This is a genomic window from Streptomyces sp. NPDC058092 (genome assembly GCF_042884935.1).
Taxonomy (GTDB): domain Bacteria; phylum Actinomycetota; class Actinomycetes; order Streptomycetales; family Streptomycetaceae; genus Streptomyces.
This window is the reverse complement of sequence record NZ_JBHVSY010000001.1, coordinates 172,870-194,845: the sequence shown is the minus strand read 5'-3', so window position 1 is coordinate 194,845 and position 21,976 is coordinate 172,870. Positions and strand designations below refer to the sequence as shown.

Sequence of the window (21,976 nt, the reverse complement as noted above, 5' to 3'; positions counted from 1 at the left end):
CTCGGACCGATCCTCTTCGACTCCGTCGAAACCTCCGCGCACAACGTCGTCGAAGCCACCCGGCGCGACGACTGGCACCCCCCCTCTACTGGGGCAAGGCCGGTCGCTTCGAACAGCGCACCCCGATCACTCTGGACGCCACGACCACTCAGCACCTCATGGACGCCTCCCGCAGGCTCACCGGAGCCTGACACCGCACCATCCCAAGTCCCAACCCGCGCGCCTATGGCCCTCAACAGGCCGACCTGCGCGCGGGTTTCCCTGTTTCACCGTCCGAAATCTCACAAACCCGCGCTTCCCCACGCAAAACCAGAAAACCCCCATGCCCCACCCACCACCGCAAAGCGATGGGCCGACCGCTACCGCGAACAGGGCGAAGCCGGCATGCGCGACCGATCGAGCCGCCCGCGCCGACGACAGGCAGGATGTTGCCGACCGGCTTGAGGGATGAAGTGGAGACCGATTCGAGGGGCTTCCGGGACCAGCCGCGGCGGATCCCCAGCAGGTAGTACGCGAGCAGCAGCGCCATCGTCAGGGCGACGAAGGGGTTGCGAGCTGCTGCGGGTTTGCTGCACTGAAGTGAGCGGGAGTGAGTCCTGTCAGTGGGTGTGCGGGGGTGGGAACGGGGGTTCTGGGGCCGAATGGGTGACCTTGGCGGTTGCTGCTCGTTGGGCTGGGTGGCAGGTGCCTGGCCTGGTGGGAGGGGGTGTTGTGGTGGGTGGTTTGCGGGAGTTGGCGGCGCCCTTCGTGGTCCCGGGGCCTTGCGGGGTGGCGGTCCGGGACCGTCTCAAGGACCTCACGCCCCAGGACGAGAAGGTCCTGCGTGCGGTCGGCGCGTATCAGGGCGCGCTCGCTTCCCGTGATCTCAAGGTTCGCTGTGCGGATGGTCTGGAGCACGGCGCGGACAGCTGGGCGTCGCGTAAGCGGGACCTGACGGCACAGTCGTCGTCGCGGATCGCGGGTGCGATCACCAAGGCCACGCACGATCAGTGGGCGCTCGCGCGCCGTTGCCAGGCCGCGCACATCCAGACGCTGGAGGCCGGGATCAGGACGCTGCGGCACCGCCTGTCCCTCCCCATCGGCGAGCGAGGAACGAAGCGGGCCGGGGGCGGTTACCGTTCCAAGGGTGAGTGGTTCCAGAAGTCCCGCCGTCTCGCGGGGCTGGAAGCGCGACATGCTGCCGCGGTCCGTTACTGGCAGGCCGGACGGGTGCGGGTCGTGCGGGGCGGCAGACGTCTCCTGAACACCCGCCATCACCTCGCCGACGCCCGGCTCACCGAGGAGCAGTGGCGGGAACGCTGGGAAGCGGAACGCTGGTTCATCGCCGCCGACGGCGAGTCCGGGAAGCGGTTCGGGAACGAGACAATCCGCGTCACCCCGGACGGTGAAGTGTCCATCAAGCTGCCCGCCCCGCTGGCCCACCTGGCCAACGCCAAGCACGGCCGGTACATCCTCGCCACCCGTATCGGCTTCGCGCACCGGGGCCAGGAGTGGGCCGACCGCACCGAGGCGAACCGGGCCGTCGCCTACCGCATCCACCTCGACGTGGACCGTCGCCGCTGGTACCTCACCGCGTCCTGGCAACGCCCCATCGTCCAGACCATCCCGTTGGAGGCCGCACGCGCCCTCGGCGTGATCGGTGTCGACACCAACGCCGACCACTTCGCCGCCTACCACCTCGACCCACACGGCAACCCCATCGGCAACCCGCACCGCTTCCCCTACGACCTGTCCGGCACCACCACGCACCGCGACGCCCAGATCCGCCACGCACTGACCCGCCTCATCAACTGGGCCAAGCACGTCGGGGTCGCCGCAATCGGCATCGAAGACCTCGACTTCACCGCCGAGAAGACCCGCGAGAAACATGGCCGCAAAAAGCGGTTCCGGCAGCTGATCTCCGGCATCCCGACCGGCAAACTCAAGGCCCGGCTCGTTTCCATGGCCGCCGAACAGGGCCTGAGCATTGTCGCGGTCGATCCCGCCTACACCAGCATGTGGGGTGCCCAGCACTGGCAGAAGCCACTGGCCACCCCGCACCGCAGAATGTCCCGTCATGATGCCGCCGGCATCGCGATCGGACGACGCGCCCTCGGACACCCGGTCCGGGATGCGGTATCCCCTGCTCGAACGTAGTTGAGAGCTTGGGGAAGGACGGCACCGCCCCCACACGACCGGAGTGATCGTGCGGGGCATCGGACCGCCCAGGCCCCACCAGGCACCCGAGCGCGTGAGGGAACCCGCCCGCCCGCAACGGACCGGCTCCCTGGAGAGCCGTTACCGAACGGGACGCGAAAGCGGCAACCCAGCGCATCCAAAACCGTTCGGGATGCGCCCAGTACACATCAGTGGGTCCAGGACTCACTCATGTGTACTGGTTAGGAACGGTTGCCGAAGAACTCGATGACGGAGCGGAAGGTGGAGGGATCCAGCGCGATGGAGGAGAACGTCGCGGCGAGAATCAGCACCAGCGGAGTGCCGGTGATAGTGAGCACGGTGGAGAGCGCGACCGGCTTGTAGCCCCAGGCGGCGAGTACGGACGGGATGCCGACGACGGCGCCCATCAGGATGACCCAGCCGAGGGAGGAAGAGTCCGGCGGCGACCGGACCCGGGTGCGGCGGCAGGAAGGCGTGGGTCATCGAGAGGCCCGCCAGCAACGGCATCGCGTAGAGCAGGATCGACTTGCCGGAGCCCTTGACGGCGGCGTACACGATCGGCGCGAGGACGAAAATACCAACGTCGAAGAAGACCGGGATGCCGAAAATGAGGCCGTTCAGGCCCATGGCGAGCCAGGCTACGCTTCTCGCCGAAGAGGTTCAGCAGGCGGGCGCTCAACACCTCGGCGCCGCCGGACACTTCGAGAATCGTGCCGAGGCCGATGGTGATCGCGACATGGCCGAGGGGGAGCGCGGCACGGCGCTCCCGTGGTGCGGGGCGCCGTGCCGTGCGCGGTGGTGCGGTGAAGCGGGTGCGGCAAGTGGATCAGCTGGATCAGCCGAGGACCGCGAGCGCGTCGATCTCGATGAGCAGGCCCTTGGGGAGGCCGACGTAGACCGTCGTACGGGCGGCGGGGGCCGCCTTCAGGTTCTGCTCGCCGAAGTAGGTGTTGTAGATCTCGTTCATCTCGGCGAAGTGGTCCACGTCCGTGAGGTACACGCGCATCATCATCACGTCGTCCCAGCTCGCGCCGCCCTCCTCCAGGATCGCCTTGACGTTGGCGAAGGTCTGGAGGGTCTGCTCGCGCAGCGTCGGACCGGCGGGGGTCGGGGCCTGGCCCTCCACGGCGGGGAGGAAGCCGACCTGGCCGGCGACCTGGAGGATGTTCCCCTTCTTCACCCCGTGCGAGAACTTCGCGGGCGGGGTGGTGTGGGTGCTCGGGGTGAGGGCGATCTTCTCGGTCATGGCTGTTCAGGCTTTCTTGGGTGGGTTGGTGCCGGAGTACTCCCGGCTGATGGTGTCGGCGGTGCGGCGCAGCAGGGGGAGCAGGGTGAGGAGTTCCTCGGCCGTGACGACGACATTGGGTGCGGAGACCGACATCGCGGCGACGACCCGCCCGTCCGCGCCCCGGATGGGGGCGCCGATGCAGTTGATGGACTCCTCGTGGCCACCGAGGTCGGTGGCCCAGCCCTGTTCGCGGACGACGGCGAGTTCCTTGAGGAACGCACCGGCGTTCGGGATCGAACGGGACGTGTACATGGGGTAGTCGAGCTTCTCGGCGATGGCGCGCCGCTCGGGCTCGGTGAGGTCGGCGAGGAGCAGTTTCGCGACGGCGGCGACGGTGATCGCGACGGGCTTCCCGATCCGCGAGTACATCCGGACCGGGTAGCGGCTGTCGACCTTGTCGATGTAGAGGACCTCGTGCTCCTCGTACACCGCGAGATGCACGGTGTGGCCGCAGCTCTCGTTGAGTTCGACGAGGTGGGGGTGGGCGATCTCGCGTACGTCGAGGTTCTCGACGGCCTCCTGCGCGAGCGCGAAGAGGCGGGCGCCGAGGCGGTAGCGCTGGTCCTGCTGGCGGTAGACGAGCCCGTGCTCGTGGAGCGTACGGAGCAGACGCAGCGCGGTGGACTTGTGGACGCCGAGCCGCTCGGCGACCTGTCCGAGGTCGGCGGGCCCCTCGGCGAGGAGCGGCAGGATGCTCAGCGCCCGGTCGACGGTCTGACTCATACGCGTGCCTCGCTGCCCTCGGCCCGGTCTTCGCCCGGGACGTCCCTCTTGTCTGTTCGCTCGCTGCGCTCGCTCACGTCGTACGTACCTCCTGGTCGTCCCCCGTCCACCCGGGGCCGAGACGAAGTCTCCCCCAGGCTTCGTCGTCCAGTGCGGCAAGGGCGTCGGCGTGCGCGCGGGCCGGAGGGGCGGTGAGATCGCCGGGAACGGTGAGGACGGCGGCGGCCATGAGGTGGCCGTGCCGGACGCGGTCGCGTACGGGGAGGTCGCGGAGGGTGGCGGAGAGGAACCCGGCGGCGAAGGCGTCGCCGGCGCCGACGGGGGCGACGACGTCGACGTGGAGGGCGGGGACGGTGGTGACGGTGTCAGCCCCTGCGGCGTTCGAGGAGCGGAGCCCCGAGAACACCGTCGCCCCCTCGGCCCCCCGCTTCACGACCAGCACCCCCGGCTCCGGCAGCACCGCACGAATCGCCTCCGCCCCGCACACCCCCCACGCCTCCTCCGCCTCGTCCTCGCCGACGAAGACGAGGTCGGAGCGGCGCGCCAGGTCCAGGAGCACCTCGGGAGCCGCGTCGGCGTCCCGCCACAGCCCCGGCCGGTGGTTGACGTCGAAGGAGACGAGCGGGCGGCCGGGACGCGGGGCCGTCAGGTCGCGCAGCAGCGCCAGGCAGTCGGCGGAGAGCGCCGCCGTGATGCCGGACAGGTGCAGGACACGGCCCGCGAACAGGGCCTCGCACGGGACGTTGTCCGGGGACATCGCGGACGCCGCGGACCCGGCCCGGTAGTACGCGACCTCGTGCACGTCGGTGGCCCGGTCCGTCGCCGTACGGAAGTAGATCCCGGTGGGCCGCGCCGGGTCGCGCCGCACGGCGGAGGTGTCGACCCCGTACCCGGCGATCGTCTCGACGAGGTGGTCCCCGAACCCGTCCGTGCCAACCCGGCCGACCCAGGCCGCCCGGTGCCCGGCCGCGGCGAGCGCGCAGGCGACGTTGGACTCGGCGCCGCCGATACCGCGGCCGAAGGAGGGTACGTCGGCGAGGCGTCCGGGCTGCGACGGCAGGAACGTCACCATGGACTCGCCGAGGCACACGACATCGGTGGCCGTGTCGGCGTCGGCGGTCCTGGCCGGGGTTCCGGACACTCGGGGCTCCTCGCGGGGGTCGGCGGGTTCGGTGATGCGGGACAGCGGTTCAGTTCAGTGGGGCGGCACCGGTTCGACACCGGCTCAACACCGACTCCGGCACCGACTCGGCACCGGCACCAGTTCCGGCTCCGGCACCGACTCGGCACCGGTTCCGGCGCCCGGCAAGCTTCGCCGGTCACGGCACTGGGCATTGACCCGGCGTCGGCTCGGATGTTAGACAGCCTCAAGCAATATGCGCAATGGGTGTTGCATATGCTGCAACGACACTTCGATCGAGGAGGCCCCCTTGGCCGCCGACCGTCCCGTGGCCGAACGTGCGGCCGGACTTGCCGACGAGCTGGTCGACCACCGCTTCAAGGCGCTCCCGCCCGACGCGGAGGGCCTGACCGTCGGCGCCCTCGCCGCCGAGCGGCGCAGTCTCTTCACCGGCGGCTTCACCACCCCGGTGCTCGCCCTGTCCGCCGAGTCGGTCGAGCACAATCTCGCCCTTCTGGAGACGTACGCGGAGCGCCACGGGCTGGCCTTCGCCCCGCACGGCAAGACGTCCATGTCCCCGCAGCTCTTCGCCCGCCAGCTGGCGTACGGCGCCTGGGGCATCACCGCCGCCGTGCCGCACCAGGCGCGGGTCTACCGGGCGTACGGGATCCGACGGATCTTCCTCGCCAACGAGCTCGTCGACGCCGTGGCCCTGCGCTGGCTGGCCGGTGAGCTGGACCGCGACCCGGACTTCCGCTTCATCTGCTACGTGGACTCGGTGCGCGGCGTGGAGCTGATGGACGAGGCGCTGCGGGCGGCGGGCGCCTCCCGCCCGGTCGACGTCGTCGTGGAGCTGGGCGCGGGCGAGGGCGCGCGTACCGGTGCCCGCACCGAGGCCGACTGCGCGGCGGTCGCCGACGCGGTGGCCGCGACCGGGACGCTGCGTCTGGTGGGCGTGGCCGGTTACGAGGGCGAGGTGCCCGAGGCGTCCGGCGAGCGGGTACGGGAGTGGCTGCGCCGGCTCGTGGCGCTGGCCGTCGGCTTCGATCGCGCGGGCAGGTTCGCGGCGTCGGTGGCGGCCGGCGAGGAGATCGTGATCAGCGCGGGCGGCAGCGCGTGGTTCGACGCGGTGGCGGACGTGTTCGCGGACGTCCCGGACCTCTCCGGTGCGGTGCTCAAGCTGCTGCGCTCGGGGGCGTACGTCTCGCACGACGACGTCCATTACCGCCATCTCACCCCGTTCAACCGCGTCCCGGAGGAGGGTGCCCTGCAGCCCGCCTTCCGGCTCTGGGCCCAGGTGGTCTCCCGGCCCTCCCCCGAGCAGGCGTTCCTCAACGCGGGCAAGCGGGACGCGGCGTACGACCTCGACCTCCCGCAGGCACAGGTCGTCCGGTCCGGCCGCGACGGCACGGTCCGGCCCGCGACGGGTGTCACGGTCAGCGGCCTGTCGGACCAGCACACGTGGGTACGTACGGAGCCGGGCGCGGAGCTGGAGGTGGGCGACTGGGTGGGGATGGGCCTGTCGCATCCGTGCACGAGCTTCGACAAGTGGCAGCTGATTCCGCTGGTGGCGGCGGACGGCACGGTCACGGACTACATCCGCACGTTCTTCTGACGCCTGCCCGTCCCTTCCCGTGTCCGGGGGCTCGGCCCCCGGACCCCCGCTCCTCAATCGCCGGAGGGGCTTGATTTGGAGCCCCCCATGGACCTGGTCATCCGCAACGCCGACGTCATCGACGGCACCGGCGCCCCCGCCCGCCGCGCCGACGTGGCCATCGGCGACGGCCGGATCGTCGGGATACACCCCGAACACGCCCCGGGCCCGCGCCCCACCGCCCGCCGCGTCCTCGACGCCGACGGGCTCGCCCTCTCCCCCGGCTTCGTCGACATGCACGCGCACAGCGATCTCGCGCTGCTCCGTGACCCCGACCACAGCGCCAAGGCCGCCCAGGGCGTGACGCTCGAAGTCCTCGGCCAGGACGGCCTGTCGTACGCCCCGGTCGACGACCGTACGCTCGCCGAGGTACGGAAGACGATCACCGGCTGGAACGGCGACGGCTCCGACCTCGACCTCGACCTCGACTGGCGCACGGTCGGCGAATACCTGGACCGTCTCGACCGCGGCTTCGGCGGCCAGGGCATCGCGGTCAACGCCGCCTACCTCGTCCCGCAGGGCACGGTCCGGATGTACGCGATGGGCTGGGAGGACCGTCCGGCCACCGACGCCGAGCTGACCCGGATGAAGGAACTCGTCGCCCAGGGCATGGCGGACGGCGCGGTCGGCATGTCCTCCGGCCTCACGTACACCCCCGGCATGTACGCGGACGACGCCGAACTCACCGAACTGTGCCGGGTGGTGGCCCGGTACGGCGGCTACTACTGCCCGCACCACCGCTCGTACGGGGCGGGCGCGCTCGGCGCGTACGAGGAGATGGTGCAGCTCACCAGGAACGCGGGCTGCGCCCTCCATCTCGCCCACGCCACCATGAACTTCGGGGTGAACAAGGACAGGGCGCCGGAGCTCCTCGCCCTGCTCGACGACGCCCTCGACGCGGGCGCCGACATCTCCCTCGACACCTACCCGTACACCCCCGGCTGCACGACCCTCGTCGCGATGCTGCCGAGCTGGGCGGGCGAGGGCGGCCCCGAGGCGGTCCTCACCCGGCTCGCGGACGACGCGACGGCGGAGCGGATCCGGCACCACCTGGAGGTTCTGGGCTCGGACGGCTGCCACGGCGTGCCGATCGAGTGGGACACGATCGAGATCTCGGGCGTGAGCGTGCCCTCCCTCGCCGGACATGTCGGCCGCACAGTGGCGGAGTCCGCCCGCCTGCGCGGCGAGGCGCCCTGGGTGACCGCCCGCCGGCTGCTCGTCGAGGACCGGCTCGGCTCCACGATCCTCCAGCACGTGGGCCACGAGGAGAACGTCCGGCAGATCATGCGCCACCGGGTGCACACCGGTGGCAGCGACGGCATCCTCCAGGGTGACAAGCCGCACCCGCGCGCGTACGGCACGTTCCCCCAGTATCTCGGCCGGTACGTACGGGAGTTGGGCATCCTGTCACTGGAGGAGTGCGTCGCCCACCTCACTTCCCGCCCGGCGCGGCGGCTGCGCCTGGCCGACCGGGGGTACGTCCGCGAGGGCTACCGCGCGGACCTGGTCCTCTTCGACCCGGCGACCGTGGCAGCGGGCTCGACGTTCGAGGCACCGCGCACGCTGCCGGCCGGCATCCCGCACGTCCTGATCGACGGCCGCTTCGTCATCGAGGACGGCCACCGGACCCAGGCACTGGCGGGCCGGGCGGTACGGGGAGCGGGCCGCGTCCAGGGCCTATGAGGTCTCCGTCCCCTCCGCCGCCCGCTCCTTCGCCCAGGCCAGGTCCTCCTCGGTCGGGGCGTCGTCCTGACTCAGGCTGGCGCGCCAGTAGCCGCTGAACTCCACGGCGGCCCGGGGCAGTCCGCGCTCCTCGACCAGGTGGCGGCGCAGGGCCCGTACCGCACCCGCCTCACCGGCCAGCCACGCGGCACCGGCACCTGCGGGCAGCTCGGCGACCCGTACCGCGTCCGTCAACGTCTCACCCCGGTCCCGGCGCACCCAGTGGACGGTCACCTCGCCGGGCGAGTCGAGCACCCGCTCCTCCGCCTCGTCGGCGACCTCCGCGTACACCACCGCCCGCGCCCCCGCCGGGAGGGATTCCAGGAGCGTCCCGATCGCCGGGAGCGCCGTCTCGTCCCCGGCCAGCAGCAGCCAGTCGGCGGCGGGCAGCGGCCTGGCGTACATCGACGACGGGCCGACCATGCCGAGGACGTCCCCAAGGCGCGCGGCCCGGCCCCAGCGGGCGGCGGGTCCTTCGTCGCCGTGGAGCACGAAGTCGACCGTCATCAGGCCCAGTCGGCGGTCGAACGCCCGAACGGTGAAGCTCCGCATCAGCGGGCGTTCGGGCTCGGGGATCGCGAGGTACGCCTCGTACCACCGCATGCCGTACGTGTCGTCGACGTCCGGCTCCGGCAGCCGGGGCGCCTCCTGCCCCTCCCTCGGGAAGCAGAGCTTCATCTGCTGGTCGGGCCGGTCCTCCATGAGCTCCGCCAACGCGTCCCCGGCGAAGGTCACCCGGGCGGTACGCGGGGTGATCCGCTCCACGCCCACGACCCGTACATACGACACGGGCAACGCCTGCCCCATCGCGGCACCCACTCTCTGCGACTGATACTTTACGCCATAAGGAATTACCTCGGCGAAGTTACTTTATGGCGTAAGGAGTCGCAAGTGGTGGTCTTCGCGGGACAGGGCGACGCCCACCGTTCCATGTCCCTGCTGTGGCGCGCCGAACAGCCGGAGCGGCCACGCCGCGCGCCCGGTCCGGGCCCCAGGCCGGGGCTGAGCGTGGACGCGATCGTGACCGCCGCGATCGCCGTCGCCGACGAGGACGGCATGGCCGCGCTCTCGATGCGCGCGGTGGGCGAGCGGCTGGGCCGGACGGCGATGGCGCTCTACACGTACGTCCCCGGCAAGAGCGAGCTGCTGGACCTGATGTACGACGCGGTCCACGCCGAGCTGCCCACCCAGTACACCGATGCCGTCACCTGGCGTACCGGGCTGACCGGTTGGGCGCGCGACACCCTCTCCTTCCACCTCCGCCACCCCTGGGTGCTCCAGGTCTCCCAGGCCCGCCCGGTCCTCGGCCCGCACGAGTACGCCGCCCTCGACACACTCGTACGCCTGCTGAACGGGACCGGGCTCGACGCCCCGCTCCTGCGGCGGCTGGTCGGCACACTGACCCACTTCGTCCGCGGCTGCGCCGGGACGGTCGCCGAGGCACGGCAGGCCGCGGCGGTGACGGGCGAGTCGGACGAGGAGTGGTGGTTCGCCCGCTCGGCACTGCTGGGCGAGGTGGCACCCGACTTCGCGGACCGTTACCCGAGCCTGAGCGCCATGGAGAGCGCAGCCGCCCCGCAGCCGCCGTCGCCCACCCCCGACGTCGATGCGCTGCCGTACCTGGAACGCGAGGCGCGGCAGACGCTCGCCGTCGGACTCGACGTACTGCTCGACGGGATCGAGGCGGCGATCCGCCGCACGGGCACGCACTGAGCCGACGAGCGCGTCGCCGCCGCGACACCCGATGGGCGTCGCGGCGGCGACGGGTCTCACACGCTCACGGCTTGGGCAGGGCACACCCGGGCCGGCTGAGGTCGAACTTGTTGCCGGTGCCGATGCACGGCACGATGCCGTAGGTCTCCTGGGCGTAGTTGATGCCCTGGCGCACCGTCACATTGCCGCTCTCGTCGACCTCGCACGGATTGTTGTCCGTGCACTGCTGGCCGTCCTCGTTGCCGGTGTTGTTGACGGCGACGACCTTGCCGGTGGCGTTGTCGATCACCGGGGAGCCGGACGTACCTCCGATGGTCTGGCAGGCAGAGGTGTAGCGGACCGAGTCCTTCCAGGTCCACGCACCCTCCTTGAGGCGGTAGACGAAGCCGTCCACATTGCAGGCGTACGTGCGCTTCCAGTAGCCGGAGACGACGGTGATCGCGGTGCCCTGCACCGGATGCGCGGCGTTGAGCTCCAGCGCCTTGATGCCGTAGCTGCTCTCGATCTGCGCGTAGGTGCGGGTGAGTTGGTACACCGATATGTCGGTGTCGGTCATCGTCCCGTACGCGATCTTGCTTGCCCGCAGGGTGCCGACTCCGCTGCCGGCGGCGTTCAGCAGGGTGAAGCTACGGGTGGACGGCTGGTCGAACACCACCTTGCCCGGTCCCGGGAAGCCCGACTCCATGCAGTGCCCGTTGGAGAGCACGAGCGCGGGGTCGCTGGGCTGGGAGTCGGGCGTACGGACGACGGAGCCGGAACAGTTGCTGAGCGCCACGGTTCCGGCGAAGTTGACCGCCTTGGCCTTGATCTGCGCCTTGACCGTGCCGGTCGCTGCCGCGTCGTGGCCGGCGGCCGCGGTCGCGGTCGCGGGTGCGATTCCCACCCCGAGGAGCAGAACGGTGAAAAGCGCGCCGACGAGAGGCTTCTTCATGTGGGGGTCCCCTCCGGTGACCTGTCCGGGGCCCCGATGGCCCCTGAAACCGAAGTTCCTTCGGTTTTGACATGCGCATGTTGGCGCACGGGAGGGACCCCCACAAGGGGTGCTTTCAAGCCGCGCGATGTCGGGCGGCTCCGGTGTCGGGCCGCCCGACCCCGGCGGACAGCGCGGTGCCGCCTCGGACGACACCCATCCACGACTCACGCGGCGCGGCGCCACACCGCGGCGCGCAGGATCTTCCGTGGGGGGCTTTTCTCGGCAGGAGGTGGCGTGTATCGTTTTTCGATAACATCGATTATCGATAACTGGAGGCTGTCGTGACCGAGGACTCGAAGCTGCTCGAACCTCTCTCCACCGTCGTATCGGGCGTCCTGCGTCTGCTGACCGGCCTCCTCGTGGGCTGGTTCATCCTCAGCCTGTTCGACACGGGCGTCCATCTGGGCTGGAGCGGTGGGGGCGTCTGCGTCACCGCGGACTCGATCTCCGTCGGGTCCGGCGAGACCGCCGCCGTGTTCGACGCCCGAGCAGGTGTGGACGTCATGACGATCCCCCGGTACTGCGCCTCGCCGGGCAGCACCTACCAGCGGTTCCTCGACGCGCTCGGTTCGCTGCCGTCCTTCGTGCTGCTGATAGGTGGACTGTTGCTGCTCAGCAGACTGCTCCGCGGGGCGGCGCGGGACGGGGTCCACCACCGGCTGACCGCACAACGACTGCGGCGGCTCGGCTGGTGGCTGCTGTGCGGCAGTCTCGCCGCCGGCATCATCGAGGCCAACGCCAGGGCGGCGCTGAGCGCGACTCTCACCCACTTGACCCCCTTCTCCCCCGGTGCTTGGCTCAGCACCTGGACACCCCCGTACCTGGCGATACTCGCCGCGCTCGGACTGCTCACCTTCGCGCGGATCGTGCGGGCCGGCGTCACCATGCGCGAGGACCTCGAAGGAACCGTCTGATGTCACCCGATGCCGAGGACGGCCACGCCATCGAGGTGCACCTGGACCGCCTCCTCGCCGAACGGGGCATGACACTGGCCGAGTTGGCCTCCCGGGTGGGCGTGACCAATGTCAATCTGTCTGTCCTCAAGAACGGCCGCGCCAAGGCCATCCGCTTCACGACCCTCACCCGCATCTGCGAGGTGCTGGAGTGCCAGCCGGGCGATCTTCTCAGCTACCGGCCCACGGGCGGATGAGGGGCCGCGCCACCGGTCGCCGCCCGGGTGCGCGGTCAGGCCGCCGTTGCTGAACTGCGAGCGGTAGACACCGTCCTCGGCCGGCCGGACCAGGATCGGCCGGCCGTCCGCCATCCGGTCGGGGTGGAAGTTCAGCGTCAGGGGCAGGGCGGCGTCGAGCGGCCTGCCCGCGGACCGGGACTCGACATGGCTCAGGGCTCGTACCTGCGGCAACGAGGAAGGGGCTGCGTTCACCGGCGCGGTGTGCCGGAGCGCGGTGTGCCGGAGCGCGGTGTGCCGGAGCGCGGTGTGCCGGAGCGCGGTGTGCCGGAGCGCGGTGTGCCGGAGCGCGGTGTGCCGCCGGAGGCACGGCCGGCCGGCCGGCCGTCGAATATCGCCCGGACGATCACCGTCGGCGATGGCAGAATGCCCGCCATGACTGATGCAGTGAAGGGCCCTGCCAGCTATTTCCCGTCGATCGAGAAGAAGTACGGCCGCCCGGTAGCGGAGTGGAAGGACCTCATCCGGTCCTCGCCGCTGACCAAGCACACGGAGATCGTCAACTGGCTCAAGTCCGAGCACGGCCTGGGCCACGGGCACGCCAACGCCCTGGTCGCGCACACGCTCGCCGAGGACAAGAGCAAGTAACGGCACCCGACCGTCAGGGCAGCGGCCGCTCGGCGTCCACGAGGATGTTCTCCCTCCCCCAGGCGCCGAGCGGCCCCAGCGCCTCGTTGAGTCCGACGCCCAGCGGGGTCAGCGCATACTCGACGCGCGGCGGCACCTCCGCATGCACCTCCCGGTGCACGATGCCGTCCTCCTCCAGCTCCCGCAGATGTGACGTGAGCACCTTCTCCGTGATGCCGGGCACCATCCTGCGCAACTCGCCGAAACGGCACACCTGTTCGTTGAGCGCCCAGAGGATCAGCACCTTCCACTTGCCGCCGATCACATCCATCGCCGCGTCGATCCCGCAGACGTACGCCCCCGGCCTCCGTACGGTCCCCATGGTGCACCCCTCCCACCTGCTCGCTCACCTGGCGGCAACCACCCACTTCGAAGTGCGTACTTGATCACTTCCGGGCCTGCCGCAAGCCTAATCGGCATGACTGACAACGCCTTTGAGAAGTCGCCGCTCACTCTCCTCGGGCTCGGTGCCATGGGCACCGCGCTCGCCCGCGCCTGGCTCGCCGCCGGGCATCCGCTCACCGTCTGGAACCGCGGTCCGGGCCGTGCCGAACCGCTCGCCGCCGCGGGGGCGACCGTGGCCGGGACCGTGGCCGAGGCGGTGGCGGCGAGCGGGCTCGTCGTCGTCTGCCTGCTCGACGACGCCTCGGTCGACGAGACCCTGACCGGCATCGACCTGGCCGGAAAGGATCTGGTCGACCTCACCACGTCCACCCCCGCCCAGGCCCGGGCCCGCGCCGCCCGGGCCCGCGAGCGCGGGGCCCGATTCCTGGACGGCGGGATCATGGCGGTCCCGCCGATGATCGGCGCCCCGGGCTCCGGGGCCTACGTCTTCTACAGCGGCTCCCGCGCCCTCTTCGACGCCCACCGCGCCGTCCTGGCCGTACCGGCCGGCACCTCCTACGTCGGCGAGGACGCCGGCTTCGCCGCCCTGCACGATGTGGCTCTGCTGAGTGCGATGTACGGGATGTTCGCCGGCGTCGCGCACGCGTTCGCCCTGATCCGCAAGGAGAACATCGAGCCGACGGCCTTCGCCCCGCTGCTCGCCGACTGGCTCGTCGCCATGACGCCCTCCGTGCACGCGGCCGCCGCCCAGCTGGCCGAAGACGACTACACACAAGGGGTCGTGTCCAACCTCGCCATGCAGGTCGCGGGCAGCGCCACACTCCTGCGCACGGCCGAGGAACAGGGAGTCAGCGACGAGTTGCTGACGCCGTACCTGGCCCTGCTGGAACGTCTCCTCGCGGACGGGCGGGGCAACGAGAGCACAACGGGTGCGGTGGACCTGCTGGCCCTTCGAGCCACCTGATTGCTTACGGTCGGGGCAAGACATCCGAAGCAATCGGACTTCGTACCGGCGCGGACGCTCATCGAGCATTCCGCGCCCATACGTCACCCGTTCAGGCCGCGTGCGCTTCGAACCAGAGCGATCCGAGATCACGGCCGGGAGTGAGGCGCACGTCCGCGTCCAGGGCGGCCGCGAGACTCCTCAGCAGTTCGAGTATCGGCGCTGTCCCGCCCTCTTCGATGCATTCGATGTCGTCCTCGTCCATGCCGGTTCGCAGGGCCAGCTCGGCCACACTGAGCCCGAGTGCGGTTCGGCGGTCGTAGAGGGCTTTACCGAAGGCCAGGGCCTCACGAATGGCGATCCGTTCCGGATCACCGTCCGGAGGTCCGAGGGGATCCAGCGACTGTGCTGTCCGGCCATCACACCTTCCTCTCGTACATCGCGGTCGCCGGTTCATGATGCGCGCTCTCGCAGACTTTCTGGGCGCGGACAGCACGGTCGATCCGGCTCTGCTCGTGCACGCCCGCACCTCCGGCTCGACCTCGAAGTCGTAAGGCTTGTTCATACGACGGTCAACCCGGCGGCGAGGCAATACGTCACGCTCCGAACACCGCCGCTGACGTGGCGCATCTCACCCGGCCGAGTCCGTCACGCCCCCGTTCCGGCCCATTCCAAGCCCGGCCCCCGCCCCCGACCGGCGTTCCCACGGTTCGGGGGTGGTGGGTGCATGGAGATGGAAGCCGGGGCGGGACGTCGGGAGTACCCGGGTGGGGCAACCGGAGGGCAAAGCCCGGGCGGCCCGTGAAACGCGGTCGTAAGCTCCCAGACATGCAGGTCATCCAGTCCACGAAGCTCGCCAATGTCTGTTACGAAATCCGGGGCCCCGTGCTTGAGGAGGCGATGCGGCTGGAAGCGGCCGGTCATCGCATCCTCAAGCTGAACACCGGCAACCCTGCCGCGTTCGGGTTCGAGTGCCCGCCCGAGATTCTCGAAGACATACTGCGCAACCTCTCCGGGGCGCACGGCTACGGCGACGCGAAGGGGCTGCTGTCGGCGCGGCGGGCGGTGATGCAGCACTACCAGACCAAGGGCATCGATCTCGACGTCGAGGACATCTACCTGGGCAACGGCGTCTCGGAGCTGATCCAGATGTCGATGCAGGCGCTGCTCGACGACGGCGACGAGGTCCTCGTACCGGCGCCGGACTATCCGCTGTGGACCGCCTCGGTGTCGCTGGCCGGCGGTACGGCCGTGCACTACCGGTGCGACGAGCAGGCCGACTGGATGCCGGACCTCGCCGACATCGAGCGGAAGATCACCGACCGCACCAAGGCGATCGTGATCATCAACCCGAACAACCCGACGGGCGCTGTCTACGACGACGAGATGCTGCGCGGGCTGACGGAGATCGCCCGGCGCCACAACCTGGTCGTCTGCTCCGACGAGATCTACGACCGGATCCTGTACGACGGAGCGACCCACACGCCGACCGCGACGATCGCGCCCGATCTGATGGTGCTCACCTTCAACGGGCTCTCCAAGAACTACCGGGTGGCCGGATACCGCTCGGGGTGGCTGGCGGTCTGCGGTCCGAAGGCGCACGCCTCCTCGTACATCGAGGGGCTGACGATCCTCGCCAACATGCGGCTCTGCGCCAATATGCCGTCGCAGCACGCCGTGGCCACCGCGCTCGGCGGGCGGCAGTCGATCAACGATCTGGTGCTGCCGGGCGGGCGGATCCTGGAGCAGCGGGATGTCGCGTACGACCTGCTCACGCAGATTCCCGGCGTGACCTGTGTGAAGCCGAAGGGGGCGCTGTATCTCTTCCCGCGGCTCGACCCCAAGGTCTACAAGATCAAGGACGACCGGCAGATGGTCCTCGACCTGCTGCGGGCCGAGAAGATCATGGTCGTGCACGGTACGGGGTTCAACTGGCCGGAGCCCGACCACTTCCGTGTCGTGACGCTGCCGTCGACCGAGGATCTGACGGATGCGGTGACCCGGATCGCGCACTTCCTGGACGGGTACGGCCAGCCGTAGCGGCCGGCCGCTACGGTCGAGCACCCCTCTCGGAATCGATTGCGGATAACTTTAGACAGAATCCAAGCTAGGATGGTTCCACAGCAACACCAGGAGGCCATCCATGTACGAACCGATCCGCACCAAATCGGTCCACACACCGGCCGACCATGCCGACGACTTCCCGCACCGTTCCCGCGAGGAGGAGCTGGACATCCAGCTCGCCGGACACCTGGCCGCACTCCTCGCGGTCACCGACGAGCTGGACCTCGGCGTGGCGGGCGACCGTATCGCCGAGCAGGTGGCCAGGCTGCGCGGTGCGCCGCCCGCCCGGCACGCCGGTCGCACCGATGCACCCGCGCTCACGCTCCAGCACCGCGCCCACGCCCTCGCGGGCCGCGCGCTGGTGGTCGCCGCGTCCCGCGCCGACACGGCCGTCGCGATTCTCGCGGCCGAGCGCATGGACGCCCACACGGCGGCAATCGCCGCCACCGCCCCCGCCGCCTCGCCGCGACTGGTCGGCGCCCTCTGACGGCCCCGGTCCACGGGCCGTCGAGGCGCGTGGACCGGGTGCCACCCATCCGGGTCCGGTACGAGTAGTGCGACGGGGCGGCGGTCCGGGCGATGGCCCGGACCGCCGTTCCTTTTCGAGCGGGACGGTGCCGTCAGTTGCGGACCCGTACCGTCGCCGACGCCGTCGACGCGCTGTGCAGGGCGTCGCCGGCGTAGCCGACCTCGTACGTCACCTGGCCCGTGGCCCGGGGCAGGTCGTTGACCGTGAAGGTGCCGTCGGCCGCGACGGCCGCCGAGGTCAGCGTGCCGGTGCCCTTTCTGTCGGTGCGCTGGACGGAGAGGGTGATCCCGGCGGGAAGGGCGCGGCCCCGGCCGGTCAGGGTGCCGTTGATCGTCAGGCCCTCGCTCTTCGTCGCCTCCGCGGGGGCCTTGAGCTCAAGGGTGGTCGCGGCCTTGGCGACCGCGACGGAGAGGGTGCTGTCCTCGGCCGGGCGGTGGGTGATGTCGCCGGTGAAGGAGACGGTGTAGGTGGCGTCGCCGACCAGCGACGGGACGTCGAGAACGGTGAACGAACCGTCGGCGTCGACCTCGACGGGGGCGAGCTTACGGTCGCCGTTCGCGTCGTGCCGTACCGCCGACACCCTGACCGGCTCGGCGGGCGCGGGTCCGTCCAGCTCCAACCGGCCCCGGATGCCGAGGGGTTCGCCGACGACGGGCTGCCCCGGGGTGGTGGAGAGTGCGCCGGTGAAGCGGGAGTCGAACTGGGCGGCCGGGGGCTGGATGACATGCAGCCAGTACTCGCTGCCGTACGCGTTGGTGGTGACGGCGAAGAGGCGCTTCCCGTCCTTCGACCAGCCGAGCCCGCGCGGCGCGATCCGGTCCCCGTCGAGCGCGCCCTCGAAGGCGAACTCCAGCGGAGCCGTGGCGTCGGCCGGGTCCGCGGGCTGCACCAGCAGGTCGGGGGTGGACCCGGTCGCGGCGGAACCCCGCGCGATGTACGTGCCGTCGCCGCTGAAGGCGACCGCGGACGCCTTGGCCCCTTCGGGCAGCGGCGGGTACGCGGTCGGCGCGTCGGACAGGTCGGCGGCGTCCAGGAGCCGGGTGCCGTGGGCCGCGTCGGCGACGGCGATCCGGCGGCCGTCGGCGGACTGGGCGACGTCCCTCAGGTCGAGCGCGCCCTTGCCCTCGCTGTCCGCGAACCGGCGCTCCGGGCCGCGTACGAGCGTGTCGCCGCTCGCGTCGAACGTGGTGAGGAACGGGTTCGGCTCCTTCGTGCTGGGTGCCTGTGCCATGACCACACGGTCGGGCACCTCGGGGCCGCTCGTCAGCCGCAGCCGGCCCGCGGCGTTCCAGCCGGTGTCGACGGACCGGGTGCCGCTCGTGCCGTACAGCCAGCTCTGGTTCGTGTCGCAGCCCGAGTAGTACGGCGTCTCGGTGTGCCATACCTTGCCGCCCGCGAAGGCGACATCGCGCGGGCAGCCCACGTCGTACGAGGCGATGGTGAAGCCGGTGCGCTGCTGTGTCACGGTGTCGAACGCGAGGATCCCCGGGGCCTGCGAGACATAGAGCGTCCCGCTGTCGGTACTGAGGGCCATCCCGGACGGAGCGGTTTCGATGGGCAGCGAACCGACCTTCTGCCCCTCGAAGTTGTAGACGTGGATGTGGTTCGCGGTCCGGTCCCTGCGGTCGTCCGTGACGTAGACCCGTTCGTGCACCGAGTCGACGACCATGGCCGAGTACGAGGAGATCGGGAGCTTGGCCACGGTGTCGCCGGCCACGGGGCCGTCGGCAGCGTGGGCGACGGGTGGGGCGAGGGCGGTGAGTCCCGCGGTGGTGAGTGTCAGCGCGGCCAGCGTCGCCGTGATGCGTCCATGGTGCCGGATCTTGTTCAACTGAGTCCCCCACAGGCCCGGTCGGCCCTCCGGCCGGCTCGGCCGGAGGCGATGCGAAGGAGCATCGAAGCGTTGTGGAGGTGTTGCGCGCAAGCGAACGGCGAAGTCTGGACGCTCTCCGCAAAAGGGACGGAAAAGGGGACGGGAAAAGGGCGACCCCCGGAACCGTGAGGGGATTCCGGGGGCCGTACCGCGGCGGGCCGTTGACCCCACAGGTCAGGGCGGATGTCGAGAGACCCGGCCGCGGGGTGGGCGGGGGCGCACCCGCGCGGGGTGCGCCCGGGGGGCGTCAGCCCAGGCGCTGGACCAGCGCGCGGTACTCGTCCCACAGTTCCTTCGGCGTGTGGTCACCGAAGGTGTTGAGGTGCTCGGGGACCAGCGCCGCCTCCTCGCGCCAGAGCTCCTTGTCGACCGTGAGCAGGAAGTCCAGGTCGGAGTCGGAGAGGTCCAGGCCCGTGGTGTCCAGGGCGTCCTTGGCGGGCAGGACGCCGATCGGCGTCTCGACGCCCTCGGCCCTGCCCTCCAGGCGCTCGACGATCCACTTCAGGACGCGGCTGTTCTCGCCGAAGCCCGGCCACACGAACTTGCCCGCGTCGTTCTTGCGGAACCAGTTCACGTAGTAGATCTTCGGGAGCTTCGACTGGTCCTGCTTCTCCGCGCCGACCTTGATCCAGTGGGCCATGTAGTCGCCCATGTTGTAGCCGCAGAACGGCAGCATGGCGAACGGGTCGCGGCGCAGCTCGCCGACCTTGCCCTCGGCGGCGGCGGTCTTCTCGGAGGCGACGTTGGCGCCGAGGAAGACACCGTGCTGCCAGTTGAAGGACTCGGTGACCAGCGGTACGGCCGAGGCCCGGCGGCCACCGAAGAGGATGGCCGAGATCGGCACGCCCTTCGGGTCCTCCCACTCGGGCGCGATGATCGGGCACTGGCCCGCCGGGACGGTGAAGCGGGCGTTCGGGTGGGCGGCCGGCGTCTCGGACGCGGGCGTCCAGTCGTTGCCCTTCCAGTCGGTGAGGTGGGCCGGAGCGGTCTCCGTCATGCCCTCCCACCAGACGTCGCCGTCGTCGGTGAGCGCGACGTTGGTGAAGACGGAGTTGCCCCACATGGTCTTCATGGCGTTGGCGTTGGTGTGCTCGCCGGTGCCGGGCGCGACGCCGAAGAATCCGGCCTCGGGGTTGATCGCGTAGAGGCGGCCGTCCTCACCGAACCGCATCCAGGCGATGTCGTCGCCGATGGTCTCGACGGTCCAGCCGGGGACCGTGGGCTCCAGCATCGCGAGGTTGGTCTTGCCGCAGGCGCTCGGGAACGCGGCGGCGATGTACTTCGGGCCCTCGCCCTCGCCCTCGCCCTGCGGCGGCGTGAGCTTGAGGATCAGCATGTGCTCGGCGAGCCAGCCCTCGTCGCGGGCCATGACGGAGGCGATGCGCAGCGCGTAGCACTTCTTGCCGAGCAGGGCGTTGCCGCCGTAGCCGGAGCCGTACGACCAGATCTCGCGGTCCTCGGGGAAGTGCGAGATGTACTTGGTGCTGTTGCACGGCCACGGAACGTCTTCCTGGCCCTCTTCCAGGGGCGCGCCCAGCGTGTGGACGGCCTTGACGAAGAAGCCGTCGGAGCCGAGCTCGTCGAGGACGGCCTGTCCCATGCGGGTCATGGTGCGCATCGAGACGGCGACGTACGCGGAGTCGGTGATCTCGACGCCGATCGCGGAGAGCGGGGAGCCGACGGGGCCCATGCAGAAGGGCACGACGTACATGGTGCGCCCACGCATGGAGCCGCGGAACACGCCCTTCTCACCGGTGAAGACGGCCCGCATCTCGGCGGGGGCCTTCCAGTGGTTCGTCGGACCGGCGTCCTCCTCCTTCTCGGAGCAGATGAACGTACGGTCCTCGACGCGGGCGACATCGCTCGGGTCGGACGCGGCGTAGTACGAGTTCGGGCGCTTGGTCTCGTCCAGTTTCGTGAACGTGCCCCTGGCCACGAGCTCCCCGCACAGGCGCTCGTACTCGGCCTCCGAACCGTCGCACCAGACCACCCGGTCCGGCTCGGTGATGGCTGCGATCTCGTTCACCCAGGAGATGAGCTCCTGGTGGTTGGTGGGGACAGTGAGGGGAGCCGCGATGTCGCGCGCCACGATCGCTCCTTGTTGAGGGTGTCTGTTTGGTTGGCCCCGTGGGGGCTGCGACCCGGATGCTTCGACCCCTACGAATCCCACTGGCGCTCATCCGGTGCCGACCGCACTCATTTGATCATCCGACCGATGCACCCATATGTCCAGGGGGCCGCACACGTGAGCATTGCCACTCCCATCCGTTACCTACGGTTGCGTAGGTACGATGCGGGGATGACTGCTGCCGCCGCCGCGCCCGAGCCGACCGGGCTGGAACCAGCCGAGCCCGACACCGCCCCGGCGAAACCGCGCATGCGCGGCTGGCTGCACGCCGGGATGTTTCCCGCCGTGATCGTCGCGGGGATCGCGCTGATCGCGCTGACGGACAGCGTCCGCGGCCGGATCGCCTGCAGCATCTACGTCCTGACCGCATGCCTGCTGTTCGGTGTGAGCGCGCTCTATCACCGCGGCACCTGGGGCCCGCGGGGCGAGGCGGTGCTGCGCCGGCTCGACCACGCCAATATCTTCCTGATCATCGCGGGCACCTACACCCCGCTGACCCTGCTCCTGCTCCCCGACTCGACGGGAACGCCGCTCCTGTGGGCGGTCTGGGGGGCGGCGGCCGCGGGCATCGCCTTCCGGGTCTTCTGGGTCGGTGCCCCACGCTGGCTCTACACGCCGTGCTACATAGCGATGGGCTGGGCCGCGGTCTTCTTCCTGCCGGACTTCATGCGCACCGGCGGTATCGCGGTGCTGGTGCTCGTCGTCGTCGGCGGGCTGCTGTACAGCGCGGGCGGTGTCATCTACGGCATCAAGCGCCCCAATCCGTCCCCGCGCTGGTTCGGCTTCCACGAGGTCTTCCACTCACTGACCCTGGCGGCGTTCGTCGTGCACTACGTCGGCATCTCGCTGGTGGCGTACAACCACAGCTGAGCACCCCGTTCCAGCTCCTCCCCGCAATGGCCGTGGCTTGAAAGCCGCGGCCATTCGC

General features: G+C 70.5%; 19 protein-coding genes and 4 pseudogenes. 11 read left to right on the top strand and 12 right to left on the bottom strand.

Annotation, left to right across the window (positions count from 1 at the left end; translation table 11 throughout):
• Positions 1-390: 390 nt before the first annotated feature.
• A pseudogene (locus ACFVV1_RS00990) lies at positions 391-550 on the bottom strand (GntP family permease); the annotation flags it as partial.
• A gap of 164 nt (positions 551-714) precedes the next feature.
• Between ACFVV1_RS00990 and ACFVV1_RS00985 the strand changes: the two are divergent.
• Positions 715-2,382: pseudogene (locus ACFVV1_RS00985) on the top strand (IS200/IS605 family accessory protein TnpB-related protein).
• 5 nt (positions 2,383-2,387) lie between these two features.
• Here the strand turns inward: ACFVV1_RS00985 and ACFVV1_RS00980 are convergent.
• The 4 genes and pseudogenes from ACFVV1_RS00980 to ACFVV1_RS00965 all read right to left on the bottom strand — a co-directional run.
• Positions 2,388-2,902 (bottom strand): annotated as a pseudogene (locus ACFVV1_RS00980) (GntP family permease); the annotation flags it as partial.
• 90 nt (positions 2,903-2,992) lie between these two features.
• Positions 2,993-3,403, bottom strand: coding sequence for a RidA family protein (locus ACFVV1_RS00975; RefSeq protein WP_362206908.1), 411 nt, complete (start codon positions 3,401-3,403; stop codon positions 2,993-2,995).
• 6 nt (positions 3,404-3,409) lie between these two features.
• Positions 3,410-4,168, bottom strand: coding sequence for an IclR family transcriptional regulator (locus ACFVV1_RS00970; protein WP_389982514.1), 759 nt, complete (start codon positions 4,166-4,168; stop codon positions 3,410-3,412).
• A gap of 73 nt (positions 4,169-4,241) precedes the next feature.
• Entirely contained in the window at positions 4,242-5,309 is a 1,068-nt protein-coding gene (locus ACFVV1_RS00965) for a sugar kinase (protein WP_389982511.1), read from the bottom strand.
• Between the two features lie 235 nt (positions 5,310-5,544).
• Between ACFVV1_RS00965 and ACFVV1_RS00960 the strand changes: the two genes are divergently transcribed.
• Together ACFVV1_RS00960 and ACFVV1_RS00955 are read left to right on the top strand one after the other, a co-directional pair.
• Positions 5,545-6,903 carry an alanine racemase gene (locus tag ACFVV1_RS00960; RefSeq protein ID WP_389982508.1) on the top strand — a complete coding sequence of 453 codons (1,359 nt, stop codon included), beginning with the start codon at positions 5,545-5,547 and terminating at the stop codon, positions 6,901-6,903.
• 87 nt (positions 6,904-6,990) lie between these two features.
• Positions 6,991-8,625 carry an amidohydrolase family protein gene (locus ACFVV1_RS00955; RefSeq protein WP_389982505.1) on the top strand — a complete coding sequence of 545 codons (1,635 nt, stop codon included), beginning with the start codon at positions 6,991-6,993 and terminating at the stop codon, positions 8,623-8,625.
• On the opposite strand, the gene ACFVV1_RS00950 is transcribed toward ACFVV1_RS00955, so the two are convergent.
• Positions 8,620-9,471, bottom strand: a complete 852-nt coding sequence (locus ACFVV1_RS00950; RefSeq protein ID WP_389982502.1) for a siderophore-interacting protein — start codon at positions 9,469-9,471, stop codon at positions 8,620-8,622. The genes ACFVV1_RS00955 and ACFVV1_RS00950 overlap by 6 nt on opposite strands.
• Before the next feature lie 84 nt (positions 9,472-9,555).
• Here ACFVV1_RS00950 and ACFVV1_RS00945 point away from each other — a divergent pair, with 84 nt between their 5' ends.
• Positions 9,556-10,377, top strand: coding sequence for a TetR/AcrR family transcriptional regulator (locus ACFVV1_RS00945; protein WP_389982499.1), 822 nt, complete (start codon positions 9,556-9,558; stop codon positions 10,375-10,377).
• Between the two features lie 64 nt (positions 10,378-10,441).
• Here the strand turns inward: ACFVV1_RS00945 and ACFVV1_RS00940 are convergent, their stop codons facing one another.
• A complete protein-coding gene (locus tag ACFVV1_RS00940; RefSeq protein WP_389982496.1) occupies positions 10,442-11,308 on the bottom strand; it encodes a serine protease in 867 nt (288 codons plus the stop codon).
• Positions 11,309-11,631: 323 nt separating this feature from the next.
• Between ACFVV1_RS00940 and ACFVV1_RS00935 the strand changes: the two genes are divergently transcribed.
• Both ACFVV1_RS00935 and ACFVV1_RS00930 read left to right on the top strand, forming a co-directional pair.
• Entirely contained in the window at positions 11,632-12,264 is a 633-nt protein-coding gene (locus ACFVV1_RS00935; RefSeq protein WP_389982493.1) for a hypothetical protein, read from the top strand.
• On the top strand, positions 12,264-12,500 hold the full coding sequence (locus ACFVV1_RS00930; protein ID WP_389982490.1) for a helix-turn-helix domain-containing protein: 237 nt from the start codon (positions 12,264-12,266) through the stop codon (positions 12,498-12,500). The genes ACFVV1_RS00935 and ACFVV1_RS00930 overlap by 1 nt, the downstream gene beginning before the upstream one ends.
• On the opposite strand, the pseudogene ACFVV1_RS00925 reads toward ACFVV1_RS00930, so the two are convergent.
• A pseudogene (locus ACFVV1_RS00925) lies at positions 12,498-12,695 on the bottom strand (DUF3626 domain-containing protein); the annotation flags it as partial. The gene ACFVV1_RS00930 and the pseudogene ACFVV1_RS00925 sit on opposite strands and share 3 nt — an antisense overlap.
• Before the next feature lie 219 nt (positions 12,696-12,914).
• On the opposite strand from ACFVV1_RS00925, the gene ACFVV1_RS00920 reads away from it, so the two are divergent.
• Positions 12,915-13,127 (top strand): DUF4287 domain-containing protein, encoded by a 213-nt coding sequence (locus tag ACFVV1_RS00920; RefSeq protein WP_389982487.1) that lies wholly within the window; start codon positions 12,915-12,917, stop codon positions 13,125-13,127.
• A 13-nt stretch (positions 13,128-13,140) separates the two neighbouring features.
• Here ACFVV1_RS00920 and ACFVV1_RS00915 read toward each other — a convergent pair whose 3' ends face one another.
• Complete coding sequence (locus ACFVV1_RS00915; protein WP_389982484.1) at positions 13,141-13,488, bottom strand: winged helix-turn-helix transcriptional regulator; 348 nt, start codon at positions 13,486-13,488, stop codon at positions 13,141-13,143.
• Positions 13,489-13,584: 96 nt separating this feature from the next.
• Between ACFVV1_RS00915 and ACFVV1_RS00910 the strand changes: the two genes are divergently transcribed.
• Entirely contained in the window at positions 13,585-14,475 is an 891-nt protein-coding gene (locus tag ACFVV1_RS00910; protein ID WP_389982482.1) for an NAD(P)-dependent oxidoreductase, read from the top strand.
• 91 nt (positions 14,476-14,566) lie between these two features.
• Here ACFVV1_RS00910 and ACFVV1_RS00905 read toward each other — a convergent pair whose 3' ends face one another.
• A complete protein-coding gene (locus ACFVV1_RS00905; protein WP_389982479.1) occupies positions 14,567-14,746 on the bottom strand; it encodes a hypothetical protein in 180 nt (59 codons plus the stop codon).
• Positions 14,747-15,282: 536 nt separating this feature from the next.
• On the opposite strand from ACFVV1_RS00905, the gene ACFVV1_RS00900 reads away from it, so the two are divergent.
• Together ACFVV1_RS00900 and ACFVV1_RS00895 are read left to right on the top strand one after the other, a co-directional pair.
• Positions 15,283-16,494, top strand: coding sequence for a pyridoxal phosphate-dependent aminotransferase (locus ACFVV1_RS00900; RefSeq protein WP_389982476.1), 1,212 nt, complete (start codon positions 15,283-15,285; stop codon positions 16,492-16,494).
• A gap of 103 nt (positions 16,495-16,597) precedes the next feature.
• Positions 16,598-17,005 carry a hypothetical protein gene (locus ACFVV1_RS00895; protein WP_389982473.1) on the top strand — a complete coding sequence of 136 codons (408 nt, stop codon included), beginning with the start codon at positions 16,598-16,600 and terminating at the stop codon, positions 17,003-17,005.
• Between the two features lie 133 nt (positions 17,006-17,138).
• Here the strand turns inward: ACFVV1_RS00895 and ACFVV1_RS00890 are convergent, their stop codons facing one another.
• Together ACFVV1_RS00890 and ACFVV1_RS00885 are read right to left on the bottom strand one after the other, a co-directional pair.
• Positions 17,139-18,878, bottom strand: a complete 1,740-nt coding sequence (locus ACFVV1_RS00890; RefSeq protein WP_389982470.1) for an Ig-like domain repeat protein — start codon at positions 18,876-18,878, stop codon at positions 17,139-17,141.
• A 289-nt stretch (positions 18,879-19,167) separates the two neighbouring features.
• On the bottom strand, positions 19,168-21,009 hold the full coding sequence (locus tag ACFVV1_RS00885) for a phosphoenolpyruvate carboxykinase (GTP) (protein WP_389982467.1): 1,842 nt from the start codon (positions 21,007-21,009) through the stop codon (positions 19,168-19,170).
• A gap of 210 nt (positions 21,010-21,219) precedes the next feature.
• Between ACFVV1_RS00885 and ACFVV1_RS00880 the strand changes: the two genes are divergently transcribed.
• Positions 21,220-21,918: a hemolysin III family protein gene (locus tag ACFVV1_RS00880; RefSeq protein ID WP_389982464.1), complete on the top strand. Its 699-nt coding sequence runs from the start codon at positions 21,220-21,222 to the stop codon at positions 21,916-21,918.
• Positions 21,919-21,976 lie beyond the last annotated feature (58 nt).